A 12,029-nucleotide genomic window follows, 5' to 3' on the forward strand; every position below is an offset into this window, starting at 1 on the left:
GTTTAACATCGCCTAACAACCACTCAATATCACCACATTGGCTTGCGCCACTTTAATGTACTTTATGAAACTATTTACCTTTATATATATACTATTCACATCCTTTTCCATCGTAACATATGCTCAAACCAGCCTGACTGGCACAGTAACGGATGCCCGTACCCACGAACCGATTCCAGGTGTAATGGTGTGTACTGCCGACGATGCTGCCAATCCGAAAGACCTTGCGCATACTAATGCCAAAGGTTGGTTTACCATCAACGCCGCGGGCATTAAAATTCTTCGCTTTTCCATGGTGGGGTATAACAGCCAAACGTTCACCATCAGCGGTAAAAATACAACAGTGTCCATCCTGATGGAGCCTTCTACAATTGATCTGCAGCAGGTAGTGGTATCTGCCAGCAGGGAAAAGCAGGCCAGGCAGGATGCGCCGATTGCCATCAGCAAAATAAACGCTACCCAAATTCATGACACCAAAGCCACCGCCCTTTACCAATTATTGAATAAAGTTGCCGGTGTTTACATGGTTGATCTCGGCAACGAACAGCATACCATGGCCATCCGCCAGCCGATCACCTATAATGCCCTTTACCTGTATATGGAAGATGGTTTGCCTATCCGCCCCACGGGCATCTTCAATCACAACTCCTTGTATGAGATCAACATGAGCGGCGTTAGGGATATCGAGGTGATCAAAGGGCCGGCTTCTTCCTTGTATGGCAGTAACGCTATCGGGGGTGCGGTTAATTTTATTACACAAGGCGCACCATCCGGTTATGCGGCCAATGTTTCATTGCGTGGAGATAATTACCATTACCGCCGGGTAGATGCCGATGGTGGCTTTACGTCGGGTAAATTTGGCCTGTATGCAGGAGGCTATATTGCCCATCAAAAAGATAGCTGGCAGGATTACAGCGACTTTGATAAATACTCGGGCAATTTCAAAACCACTTATGACTTTGATGCAGCAACCCGGTTAACTACTTCTGTAACTTATAACTACTTAAACACCCAAACACCCGGCAGTTTAGATAGTGCGCATTTTTATAGCCGCAGCTATGGGGCCAACCAGCGTTTTACCTATCGTAAGGTACAAGCCTTCCGGGCAAATGCCAAACTGGAACACGCCTGGAGTGAAAAAAGCAACACCTTTTTAACGCTGTTTTACCGGGATAATTCTACAGCACAGCTGCCCAGCTATTATATCAGCGACGTAAGGGACAACACCGGTCAATACATCAGCTCTAACGGACAGGTGAACGATCAAAGCTTTCACAGCATAGGCCTTTTGGCCCAGCACCGCACAGATTTTGATTTCCTGCGGTCGAGGTTAATTGTTGGCGCTTATTTAGATAACAGCCCCAGCAGCTATTACGCCAAGTACCTGGAAGTGCAAAAAGATGTAGCAAATAACTATTACACCGGCTTCACCAACACCGGCCGCTACATAGATGATTACCGCATTAAACTATTTAACACCGCAGCATACACCCAATACGAGATCAGACCGGCTGATGCCTTGCGCGTGGTAATGGGTTTACGGTATGACCGTATTCACTATGCCTTTAGCAATAACATCCCCGCGGGCAGCAGCAAGTACAAACAACAGGAAACAAACGATTTTAACATCCTTGCCCCAAAACTGGGCCTTACTTACAATATCGGTAATAACAAAGGTTTCTATGCCAACTACAGCGTAGGTTTCCAGCCACCGGAAACAGGCGACCTGTACAGCTCCAGGCAATTAGTCCCGTTAAAGCAGGCAACCTTTAACAATTATGAGGCTGGCGGCTGGTTTAGCGCACTCAGTAAAAAAATGTATGTGGAAGTAAGTTTGTTTGATCTGGAAGGACGTAACGAGATCATTAATCAGCTATTGCCGGATAATACCACGCAGAACCAAAATGCCGGTGCTACCCGCCACCGCGGTATCGAGTATTCGCTTGTTTACGCACCGGTAAGGGAGTTCAGTTTCCGGTTTAGCGGCACGAATGCCCGCCATACTTATGTTGATTACAGCGAAGTAAGCACCAATTTCGCCACAGGCACCAATACGGTGTTCAGCTATAATGGAAAAAGGATGAACAACGCCCCGGCCTGGATAGCCAACAGCGAGCTTACCTACAAACCGGCGTATGTTGATGGGTTAAGGCTCTCTACCGAGTGGCAGCACATTAACCGGTATTACACCAACCCGGCCAATACCAAAACCTATTCGGGCTATAATATTTACAACGTGCGGGTTGGTTACGATGTAAAAAGCAGCGTGCTAAAAGGTGCGGGCATCTGGCTCAACGTATTGAACGTTACGGATAAACTGTATGCTACAACCGTAACCAGCAACCAATATGGTGATACCTATAACGCCGCCCCTCCGCGCACTTTCACTTTAGGCATTAGTTATTCTATAGCAAAACACTAACATGGCAACAGCAAAACAAAATTTCTATAAATGGCATCGCATCCTGGGCTTAATAGCCCTGGTACCGGTGATCTGCTGGACGCTCAGCGGACTGTCGCACCCCTTCATGTCTAATTGGTTCAGGCCATCTATCGCGCTGGAAGTTTGTCAACCGCTTTCACAGGGCGAGCTGAAACCTGCCTTATCGTTACAGCAGGTATTGGCTAAAAACGGCGTTGCGGAATTTAGCAACTTTGGGATGATTAGCCTTGAAGGACAAACGTGTTACCAGATCCTGGGAAAGGACAGTGTGATGAATTACTACCTGGCAAGCACCGGGCAGTTGGTACAAAATGGCGACCAAAAGTATGCCCAATATTTAGCCCGGTACTTTACAAAAGATACGGTATCCCGCATTAAAAGCATCACCCTCCAAAATAAATTTGATGCCCACTATCAGCCCATCAACCACCTGCTGCCAGTTTGGAAAGTAGCTTTCGACCGTGCGGATGGTATGGATGTGTATATAGAAACCGGGCAAAGCCGCATGGGAACTTTCAACAATAATACCCGCAAAACCATGCTGGTGTTTTTTGAACAATTGCACACCTGGGCATTTCTGGCCGATTTTGGGGGCGAACAGTTCAGGCTCATCATCCTGCTGATCGTTGTAGGTATCATGTTTCTTTCGCTGGTAAGTGGCTTAACGGTTTATGGTTTCTTTTGGAAGAAATTTAAAACGATACAGCAAAAGCGCAAACTCACCGGCAGGGAAGATCAACGGTTTTTACACCGCTTTCACCGGAAACTGGGGCTTATCGTATCTTTTGTGCTCTTTACTTTTATCATCAGTGCAGCGTTTCACCTGATAGTAAAACTGCACAATGCCGGTCCGAACGCAAAAACCTACCGCCAAGTGATAGCAGCCAAAGAAATAGCGGTTTCTAATTTAAAGCTGCCCATTGCAGATAGCAGTATGGTTAAAACCGGGTTGGTTAAGTTTAACGGCAACAATTATTACCAGGTAAGTACCCGCGAAAAGGAGCTGCTTTATTTTGATGCTGCTACCGGGGCTGAACTACCTGGAGGTGATGCGTCCTACGCAACTTATCTTGCAAACTTTTACCATACGGGCACCCCGCCGGTTCAGGGTAAACTGAAGACAACCCAGATCCGCCAGTTTGATAATGAATACGGCTTCATCAATAAGCGCCTGCCGGTAATGCAGGTGGCTTATCCTGGTCATGAAAATTGGTATATCGAAACCACTACCGGCCAGTTAGCCACAAAAGTTGCGGGAATAGACCGCGCAGAAGGATTTTCCTTTATATTTTTGCACAAATATTTCGGCATGACCTGGGCCGGTAAAAACTTCAGGGACATTGTAAGTATGCTGGCCGCACTGGGCGTGCTGGTAGTTTCGCTATTTGGCTTTGCCGCCTTTATTAAAAACAAATAATTATCATGAAGATCCGTATCACATTATTCGCATTAACAGGCCTGCTGGCTTTAGCCGCCTGTAATACCGCTGCAAAAAAAGACGCAGCGACAACCGAAGCCGCTAAACCAAAGGGCAAATACTATTGTACAATGAATCCGGATATCACCTCCGATAAACCGGGCACCTGCAGTAAATGCGGAATGGATTTGGTAGAACGGGATACAACGAAGAAGTAAACTGTTTGTCTGAATCAGAATTTGCAGCTAATAAGCCGAATTGGCTTGTTATTTATGCAAATCCTGGTTCAGAACTTTTAAGCGATAGGGATGGTAAGGGTTTAACCACTGTGCGGCAGGATTTACCAGCAATTGGCGGTTAGCGGAATGCTGGGAACTAATATTTATAGATCCCGAGGCTATTTGTCTGGCGATTTAGGCGTATATACTGTGATAGACGCTAAAGGTAATATCGTTAGCCAAATGACAAACGCCTTGGGTGATGATTCTTATAGTTGTTAAGCGGCTTTGTACGAATATTTAAATGACTTGACGATAGCTCATCGTTCAGAAATACCACTTTCTGCGATTTTTCGACATCAAATTGATTTTGCAGATGGATTCATAAACGCTCCTTTTGTTGGATTTTCGCCGTCCACGGCTGTATCAAAAGGATTACTTACGGCAGGAATAGCCGAAAGTTTCTTAAAGGTGCCTGGGAAAACTCCCGAATCAATAGCTGCAGTTATTACAGGACGGGCACTAGGAATAGCTGGAGTCGCGTTTACTGCTTATTCGGCCTACAAACAAAATGGGTATATTACGATTGAGGATGGAGCAAAATTAATTATTGGAGTGGCTTTAATGGCATGGTCAGTTGGTTGGGTCACGTTAGGATACGCGGGCTTGGATATTTGAACAGAAACAATTACTGGAACATCAATCACTGTCAGATCGGTAATTTATTGATGAAGCGATAAAAAGATGGTAGTTTTAAGTATGAAATCAATTTTTGATTATAGCTATTATAGGCTAGCCAAATTATTTTATTCTTACGAGGGGGGGGAGAGTTCCCGAGCTATAGTAATCCTTAGTGCGCTGCAAACGATGCCAATTAGTGCCACCGTAGAGTACTTGATTACTGTCATTCTTAATAAAAAACAGATTTATGTTAATTCTATGGTAATCTTTCTAGTCTTGTTTATTTTTCCTTTCGCTGGGTTAACAGTTTATAACACATTAAGATATTTAAAAAATTATGAAAATTTGAAATTATACTGGGAACCCCAAAGTGTGGAAAGAAAAATTATCTATGATGTTATCTTTTTGGGCTCTTCAGTTTTGCTAATTTTTTATTTTGCTATAAGTACAAAATATTTATTCCTACTTAAGTAAATTTTACAAACTTACAGCGGTTGCCGATAACGCAGCTAATGCTGCTGCGGGTGGTTTTAAGGTTTTTGCGGGCGGTAGTGCCGCGGGGGCTTATGATTATGATGCAAGCGGCAATCTTAAAACCGATCCGTATAAATATTTGGGCATCACTTACAATATTCTGAACCGTACGGATGTGATCACCATGAACAGTGTTGCCGGGCGTAATATCAAATATACGTACGATGCGGGCGGCGTGCTGATCAGGAAACAGCAGTACGATGTGATTAACGGCACAACGACATTAAAAACGACGGATTACATCGACGGGTTTATTTATACGTACGGCGTGCTGGCTTATTTTGGTATGCCGGAAGGCAGGGTACTGAACACCGGCGGAACATTGAAGCCGGAGTATGTGATCACCGACCAGCAGGGCAACGCCAGGATCAGTCTCCAAGAGAATAATGGCGTTGCAAAGGTTACGAAGGAGAACAGTTATTACGGCTTTGGCATGACACTCGCCAATAGCCCGGTTGCGCTGCCAACCACACCCAATAAAAACCTCTATAACGGTGGCAGCGAGTGGCAGAACGATTACAGCAACCTGCCGGACCTTCAGCAAACCTTTTATCGAAACTATGACGCAGTTTTAGGTAGATTTGTTGCGAGTGATCCAATGGCGGAAAGTACCGCTAATTTGAGTGGCTACCAATATGGGAATGATAATCCCATTATGTATAATGATCCGTTAGGTGATAGAGCGGATTATGTTCTTGGCACATTAAATGATTTGACATCTTTTATAGTAATTGAAGGCAATGTTAGTTCTGTAGTCGGGTTCTTAGGAGCAACAAATGGGATAGATAGAGCAGCAAATGCTATTTTATACGTAAGTAACTATTACACAAACTATTTAGATGCAAGCACCTATAAAAAGTAAGATTACACAAGGGTTTCTAGAGCGTATTCTTAAGATGGAAAAAAGTTTCACTTTTGAAACAATTTTCTATATATTTTTAGGAATATGTGTCGGCTTATTGATGTGGGGCAGAGACACTAGCGGATTATTCTTTTTCTGGGTGATAGGTCTATTCGGAATAATTACGTTTTTCATTTATTGGAGTGCGTTCCGAACTTCCGATATCGTTAATCGAACTATAGTTCAATTAGAATTAACTGATGATGAAGTTATATTTACAACGGCAAATTTTACTTTGTTTTCATTTTATACCAAAAAGGAAATAAAATTGACAGTGAAAAAAAATGAGCTTAATTTGAAAGTCACGTACTATCCTTTAGAGAAAGTATTTAATTATAACGGTCGTGTTTTAAAAGTGATGCTTTATGAAAAAGAATTGTATCTTCTCAATGGATTTTTTGATCAGGAATTGCATGAAATTTTAAAGGGAATATAAATTAGGTTTTTCAGATGCAGGGTAAATATATCCCTAAGCTGGCGCACGGCTGTGGCATGTGTTAAGAAAGTGTTCGAGAGTTTATGCTGCCGCTACCGCAAGCGTTTTTTCGCTGCCGCAAGCCTCCCGGCTTGTGGCCCGCATGCAAATTATCCGTCTCTGCAAAGGCTTCGCATGCCCGCGCAGCTCAGCGATAGGGATGGTAAGGGTTTAGCCACTGTGCGGCAGGAAGCGAGCCGGGTAAAGTGGCCGGAGCAAAGCGGAGCCCTGAACAGCCCGGGCCGGAGGCATCGCCATTATTCTCTGAAACGATAACCTGCTTTATCTGCACATCTGAAATTTGCACATCAGCACATCCACTACTTTCCTTTCCAAAACGCGGTGCCAGGGTGGAACTGCTTCCACGAACGCCAGTATTCCTGGTAGGATTGTATAGCGGTGAGTTGTTTGCCTTTATTGGGGCCGCTTATACAAGTACCGGTGCGATCCCATACGGACGAGGTTTCTTCATCGGCAAGGCAATTATTCTTATACATTTTAAAATGCAGCAGCTTGCCGTCTACCCGGCGGCCCCAGGTATGAAAGCTGAGCTGGTCATCTTCAACGGCGATGACGAGCGAGGCGCCGTTCACCGTATCATTTAAAACCCGTTGCTTCACCAAATGCCGCCAATCGTAGGCCTTGGCTTGTCCGTTGGCGATTATGCCCACCATCCAGCTTTTGTTTATAAGCGAATCCTTGTTTTTAAGGCTACTGTCCTTATCCACAGCCTGCTTGCTGTCATAGTCTTTCAGATCGTTGTAGTCTTCGGCGTACTTACCGTCTGGCTGCATAATTAGGGAGGCCGGATATTTGTTTAGCCAGGCTTCCAGCGCCATTTGTTCATTGGGTATCTCCTGTAAGTGCTGCCCTTGCAGGGGACCAACAGCAGCAACCCCGGTAGCCTGGTACCACCATGACCCGGTAGTTTCATCTTCTATAATCGCATTGTAGTGCCGTGCGCCTACCAGCCGGAAGGTTTGCGCCGTGCCTTCCATAACCGGGTCATAAACCCGGCCGGTGCGGCACATAGTGCAATAAGTTACCAAAACAGGTTTGCCACCTATGCTATCCTGCACTTTATGGTGATAGCCCAGGTAAACAATTGGGTAGGCTTTTGCTACACCGTTGTGCACCACGCCAATAACCAGGTACCGCTGCGGAACCTTACTTTGCAAACCATTGGCAAACCGCGGTTTCAGCGTTTCTTTAAACATAACCTCAGCCTTAAACAGGTAGTCAGTAAAGTAAAAGCTCAGCAGGCACAAGGCCAGCACGCTCAGCTTTACGATCTTGTTCGTCCGGGTATTTCTGTTAAAAAAAACAATGATATAGGCAGCGATGATAACCACGCCGATAATCCGCAGGGGCAGCACCGCCGCCTCTAAATAATAGCAAAGGGTAATTGCTTCTATATTTTGACTGCCGGGAAACGGCATTAACAAATAAGCATGCACCAGGCCAGGAAAAACAAGCAACAGGATGCCAGTCCAAAAAAGCCATGGTTTATTTATAGTGTTCATTGATGGGGTAAGGCTTATCTAAGTATTGGTTAACTAGGTTTCAGTGACTAAGTTATAAAAAATAGCCTACCTTTCAACATCCCGTGAGGAGCTGGCAGTAATTAGTACATTCTGCGATAATTTTACGCTACCCTTACCCCAATTTTGCCAACATACTATACCTTTAGCCTGTAAAATTAAACGAGCATGAAAGTTGAGATCTGGAGCGATGTGATGTGTCCTTTTTGTTATATCGGCAAACGCCGTTTTGAGGATGCGTTACAGCAGTTTGATCATAAAGAACAGGTAGAAATTGAATGGAAAAGCTTTCAGCTGAACCCGGATATGCAAACGGACCCGTCGGTAAACATTAGTCAGTATTTGGCCGATGTAAAAGGCTGGACGCTGGAATATGCCCAAAACATGAATGCCCATGTTACCGAAATGGCTGCAGAAGTTGGCCTGACCTATGATTTTGACAGGGCTGTAGTAGCTAACAGCTTTAAGGCGCACCGATTTACACACTTTGCCAAACAACACGGCCTGGGTGATGCGGCAGAGGAGGCCCTTTTTAAAGCTTATTTTACTTTGGGAAAAAATACCGATGATATTGACACGCTGGCAGGCTTGGGAGAAGAGATAGGCCTTGATCGCGATGAGGTGATAGGCGTGCTGGGGAGCAATGCTTTCGCCGATGACGTGAAACATGACATTGCTGAAGCCGGTGAGTTAGGTATCCGCGGCGTGCCTTTTTTTGTAATGAACGGTAAATACGCAGTATCTGGCGCCCAGGCGGTGCCGGTGTTTACACAAACACTTGACAAAGCTTTTGAAGAGTGGACACAGGAGCAGAAAACAACTGGATTTGAAACCATTGAGGGCCCAACCTGTGGCCCGGATGGCGACTGCTAAACCTATTTTATATTATTGCCGGCACATTTTAATTGTTACGAAATAATTTCCATAATTTAGGGCAAGAACGACGGAACCTTTCCGCTTTTGCACGAAAGATTGGAAGATGACGATGGTGTTTTGCACAAAGATGTAGTAAGCTCATTTAACATTAAAAAGTAATACCTGCCATTAAAGCTTATTTTTAAATGCTGTAATTTTAATTATTTAAATTTAGATGCTACATTTGTACCTTAGTGTTAATAGTACACTTTGATAATTACAGAATTTGGAAACCGCAGCGCCCCTATATAATCATTCCCGAACCACATTACGTATTGCCGTAGCCGCTATGTTTTTCATGGCCGGGCTCAGCTTTTCCAGCTGGGCATCGCGTATAGCAACCGTTCAGCAAACACTCGACCTGTCGGATGCTGCTTTGGGCGGTGTGTTGTTTGCCCTGCCGGTTGGTTTAATGTGTTCCCTGCCTTTTTCCGGCTGGATCATCACCCGGATCGGCAGCCGGAATTTGCTCATTTCGGCATTAATTGTATATGCCTGCTGCCTGGTTACTTTAGGGCTGGCCCAAAACACCTTTCAACTTATTATTTGCCTGCTCTTTTTTGGCTTTAGCAGCAATGCGGTAAATATCTCGGTAAACACCCAGGCGGTTGCCGCCGAAGAATTATACGGTCGGCCCATTCTTGCGTCGTTCCACGGCTTATGGAGCCTGGCGGGCTTCACCGGGGCGGGGATCGGTACCTTTATGATCAGCAGAGGTATCATCCCGCTGTATCATTTTACGTTAATACTAGCAATCATCGTAGTAGTTACAATCATCACCACGGGGTATTTAAAAAACGACAAGGTAGCCAACTCGGGGCCGGTTTTTGTAATGCCGGATAACTCGCTCATCAAATTGGGAGCTATTGCTTTTTGTTCGATGATCTGCGAAGGTGCCATGTTCGACTGGAGCGTGATCTACTTTAAAAAAGTAGTGATGGCCGATGTGGCATGGGTAGGTACCGGCTTCACGGCTTTTATGTTTACCATGGCCGGCGGCCGCTTTATAGCCGACTGGTTTGCAAACAAATTCGGGCTAAAGCGCACCATGCAGCTTAGCGGGATGCTGACTGCTATCGGCCTGCTAATCGCGGTGATCTTCCCGCACCTCTACACGGCGCTGATTGGCTTCCTGTTTGTTGGAGCAGGGGTATCATCGGTTGTGCCGATGGTGTATAGTGCCGCAGGTAAATCTAAAACCATGTCGCCGGGTGTGGCGCTGGCTGCGGTATCTACCATCGGTTTTATGGGCTTTCTAATTGGCCCGCCAATGATTGGCTTCATTGCCGGTTTAGCCAGCTTGAGGGCATCATTTACGCTGATCGCCATGATGGGGGTTTGCGTAACCATTGTATCAACCAAGGCAAAGATCTAAGCCTTATTTAAATCATCATTCCCGGGATTTAAAATGTATTCAAAGTTTTCGTGACCGTTATGGAAATGAAATTTAAGCCGCTCTTTTGGTACTTCGATATCCAGCGATATGGCAGCAAGGGTTTGCGGCAAATTATCGCGGATCAGTTTCAGATCGGTAACATTGGGCATGGTGATATTGATATCATCGCCGCTTGGCTCAATTTGCCAGTCTTTTAAATTAGCGGCATTTAAAACATCGATCCATTTTTGCTGATAGGTATTCATAAGCTCGTAGATAGTTATGCTTAGGGAACAGCCTTATTGGGAGAAAGTTTTGGATCCGTTTAATGCATGGCCGTTTATTGTATCAAAAAGGACGCTAAGAAGGACACGGAGTGCACAAAGCTTTTAGTTAATATAAGCAATGCAGTTTCGTTTTAGAATTAATAAATCCCATACCCAATCTTTGTGCTCCTTTGCGAAAACTTCGTATTCTTTGCGTTACTGGCGCGACAGTCAACCCGCTACTTATTCAGCTGTCTCAGCTCGGTTTTGAGCTCCTGCACCTGCTGCTGTGCCTGCCTGTTCTCCAGGTAAAAGTAAATGGCACAGCCTAAAAAAATCTTGCCTAAAACAAACACGGCTGCAAAAACCCATTTCCATGCTTTATGCACTTTCATGTGGTTCGATTCTGCCTCTACCTCTATAAAATGGGGCCCGCTGTTCTGATTAAAATTATTGTGGTTGTTATCTTCTTTTTCTGCGTTAAAGGCTTCGGGGTTGTATTCTGGGCGCAGGATGAGTTCGTCTATCGTGTCAGAGATCTTATCCCAGGTACGGGCGGGCGGTGCCACAGCCATGTGCCGGGCCAGGTTTTCCATATCCAGCTCCAGCTGCTGCAAGGCAAAATTCACCTCAGGATATTTAACCTTCATGTACATCAGTTCACGGGTCTCCGCTTCGGTTGCAGAACCCGTTACATAGGCTTCTAAAATGCCGCTATCTATGTATTCTTGCTGTATCATTACGCTGGTTTCTGATGATGTTAAAAGATTCCTTTAAAATCCGCCTGATTGCGTCCTCAGGTTTGTTGAGTTCTGCAGCCAGTATTGCCGTGCTTTTACCGTGGTAATGCATCCCGCAAAAAACATGCTGCTGCTCTGGTGCCATCTGTTCGATGAATCTGTTGCCTTGAATCACCGCTTTCGCCGGTGCGGTATCTTCATTGGTACATTCTTCAATGGTAGCCGTGAATTTGGCCAGTTTCTTCCGGGCAATCTTTTGTAAGTTACAGAACGTGTTTGCACCCTGCTTTGTTATCGCCTGGATGTCGTCGAATTGCAATTCATTAAAAATATCTACCAGGTATTGCTCTGCTATGGCTTTCGTTTTTACAACTTCAAGCAAGTAGCCTAGCAGCATATTAGCGTAACTATTATACAAACTTTGTTTAGTTTGCACACCAGCCGGCATCGTTTGGTTTAAGTTTGGTAACTGCGGTTTCAAATTAGATGAGATAATTATATGCAGGGATCTAACGCAAAATAT

Annotated in this window: 13 protein-coding genes; 9 read left to right on the plus strand and 4 right to left on the minus strand. The window is 44.9% G+C overall.

Going from position 1 to position 12,029, the window contains the following annotated elements; all coding sequences use genetic code 11:
• The first annotated feature begins 64 nt into the window (after positions 1 to 64).
• The 7 genes from A0256_02505 to A0256_02535 all read left to right on the plus strand — a co-directional run bounded on the left by A0256_02505 (position 65) and on the right by A0256_02535 (position 6,630).
• Positions 65 to 2,422, plus strand: a complete 2,358-nt coding sequence (locus tag A0256_02505; GenBank protein AMR30366.1) for a hypothetical protein — start codon at positions 65 to 67, stop codon at positions 2,420 to 2,422.
• A 1-nt stretch (position 2,423) separates the two neighbouring features.
• Positions 2,424 to 3,860: a hypothetical protein gene (locus tag A0256_02510; GenBank protein ID AMR30367.1), complete on the plus strand. Its 1,437-nt coding sequence runs from the start codon at positions 2,424 to 2,426 to the stop codon at positions 3,858 to 3,860.
• Between the two features lie 5 nt (positions 3,861 to 3,865).
• The gene (locus tag A0256_02515) at positions 3,866 to 4,078 is read left to right on the plus strand and encodes a hypothetical protein (GenBank protein AMR30368.1); all 213 of its coding nucleotides are present in this window, start codon (positions 3,866 to 3,868) and stop codon (positions 4,076 to 4,078) included.
• Positions 4,079 to 4,387: 309 nt separating this feature from the next.
• Complete coding sequence (locus A0256_02520; protein ID AMR30369.1) at positions 4,388 to 4,756, plus strand: hypothetical protein; 369 nt, start codon at positions 4,388 to 4,390, stop codon at positions 4,754 to 4,756.
• A 66-nt stretch (positions 4,757 to 4,822) separates the two neighbouring features.
• A complete protein-coding gene (locus A0256_02525) occupies positions 4,823 to 5,233 on the plus strand; it encodes a hypothetical protein (protein AMR30370.1) in 411 nt (136 codons plus the stop codon).
• A 184-nt stretch (positions 5,234 to 5,417) separates the two neighbouring features.
• The gene (locus tag A0256_02530; GenBank protein AMR30371.1) at positions 5,418 to 6,155 is read left to right on the plus strand and encodes a hypothetical protein; all 738 of its coding nucleotides are present in this window, start codon (positions 5,418 to 5,420) and stop codon (positions 6,153 to 6,155) included.
• A complete protein-coding gene (locus A0256_02535) occupies positions 6,133 to 6,630 on the plus strand; it encodes a hypothetical protein (GenBank protein ID AMR30372.1) in 498 nt (165 codons plus the stop codon). Before A0256_02530 ends, A0256_02535 begins: the two co-directional genes overlap by 23 nt.
• 359 nt (positions 6,631 to 6,989) lie before the next feature.
• Here the strand turns inward: A0256_02535 and A0256_02540 are convergent, their stop codons facing one another.
• Positions 6,990 to 8,192 carry a hypothetical protein gene (locus A0256_02540; GenBank protein ID AMR30373.1) on the minus strand — a complete coding sequence of 401 codons (1,203 nt, stop codon included), beginning with the start codon at positions 8,190 to 8,192 and terminating at the stop codon, positions 6,990 to 6,992.
• A 186-nt stretch (positions 8,193 to 8,378) separates the two neighbouring features.
• On the opposite strand from A0256_02540, the gene A0256_02545 reads away from it, so the two are divergent.
• Positions 8,379 to 9,083 carry a disulfide bond formation protein DsbA gene (locus tag A0256_02545; GenBank protein AMR30374.1) on the plus strand — a complete coding sequence of 235 codons (705 nt, stop codon included), beginning with the start codon at positions 8,379 to 8,381 and terminating at the stop codon, positions 9,081 to 9,083.
• A 268-nt stretch (positions 9,084 to 9,351) separates the two neighbouring features.
• Positions 9,352 to 10,500, plus strand: a complete 1,149-nt coding sequence (locus A0256_02550; protein AMR30375.1) for an MFS transporter — start codon at positions 9,352 to 9,354, stop codon at positions 10,498 to 10,500.
• Here the strand turns inward: A0256_02550 and A0256_02555 are convergent.
• From A0256_02555 to A0256_02565, 3 genes are all read right to left on the minus strand, one after another.
• Positions 10,497 to 10,766 carry a hypothetical protein gene (locus tag A0256_02555; GenBank protein AMR30376.1) on the minus strand — a complete coding sequence of 90 codons (270 nt, stop codon included), beginning with the start codon at positions 10,764 to 10,766 and terminating at the stop codon, positions 10,497 to 10,499. The genes A0256_02550 and A0256_02555 overlap by 4 nt on opposite strands.
• Positions 10,767 to 11,005: 239 nt before the next feature.
• On the minus strand, positions 11,006 to 11,506 hold the full coding sequence (locus A0256_02560) for a hypothetical protein (GenBank protein ID AMR30377.1): 501 nt from the start codon (positions 11,504 to 11,506) through the stop codon (positions 11,006 to 11,008).
• On the minus strand, positions 11,481 to 11,954 hold the full coding sequence (locus tag A0256_02565; protein ID AMR30378.1) for a hypothetical protein: 474 nt from the start codon (positions 11,952 to 11,954) through the stop codon (positions 11,481 to 11,483). The genes A0256_02560 and A0256_02565 overlap by 26 nt, the downstream gene beginning before the upstream one ends.
• Positions 11,955 to 12,029: the final 75 nt, after the last annotated feature.

The organism is Mucilaginibacter sp. PAMC 26640 (assembly GCA_001596135.1).
Lineage (GTDB): Bacteria > Bacteroidota > Bacteroidia > Sphingobacteriales > Sphingobacteriaceae > Mucilaginibacter.

What these genes read in the sequence shown, in the direction of transcription:
- A0256_02515 (AMR30368.1), top strand. Translation starts at nt 3,866, where the DNA reads ATGAAGATCCGTATCACATTATTCGCATTAACAGGCCTGCTGGCTTTA.
- A0256_02540 (AMR30373.1), bottom strand. Translation starts at nt 8,192, where the DNA reads ATGAACACTATAAATAAACCATGGCTTTTTTGGACTGGCATCCTGTTG.
- A0256_02505 (AMR30366.1), top strand. Translation starts at nt 65, where the DNA reads ATGAAACTATTTACCTTTATATATATACTATTCACATCCTTTTCCATC.
- A0256_02525 (AMR30370.1), top strand. Translation starts at nt 4,823, where the DNA reads ATGGTAGTTTTAAGTATGAAATCAATTTTTGATTATAGCTATTATAGG.
- A0256_02530 (AMR30371.1), top strand. Translation starts at nt 5,418, where the DNA reads ATGAACAGTGTTGCCGGGCGTAATATCAAATATACGTACGATGCGGGC.
- A0256_02565 (AMR30378.1), bottom strand. Translation starts at nt 11,954, where the DNA reads ATGCCGGCTGGTGTGCAAACTAAACAAAGTTTGTATAATAGTTACGCT.
- A0256_02535 (AMR30372.1), top strand. Translation starts at nt 6,133, where the DNA reads ATGCAAGCACCTATAAAAAGTAAGATTACACAAGGGTTTCTAGAGCGT.
- A0256_02545 (AMR30374.1), top strand. Translation starts at nt 8,379, where the DNA reads ATGAAAGTTGAGATCTGGAGCGATGTGATGTGTCCTTTTTGTTATATC.
- A0256_02560 (AMR30377.1), bottom strand. Translation starts at nt 11,506, where the DNA reads ATGATACAGCAAGAATACATAGATAGCGGCATTTTAGAAGCCTATGTA.
- A0256_02555 (AMR30376.1), bottom strand. Translation starts at nt 10,766, where the DNA reads ATGAATACCTATCAGCAAAAATGGATCGATGTTTTAAATGCCGCTAAT.
- A0256_02510 (AMR30367.1), top strand. Translation starts at nt 2,424, where the DNA reads ATGGCAACAGCAAAACAAAATTTCTATAAATGGCATCGCATCCTGGGC.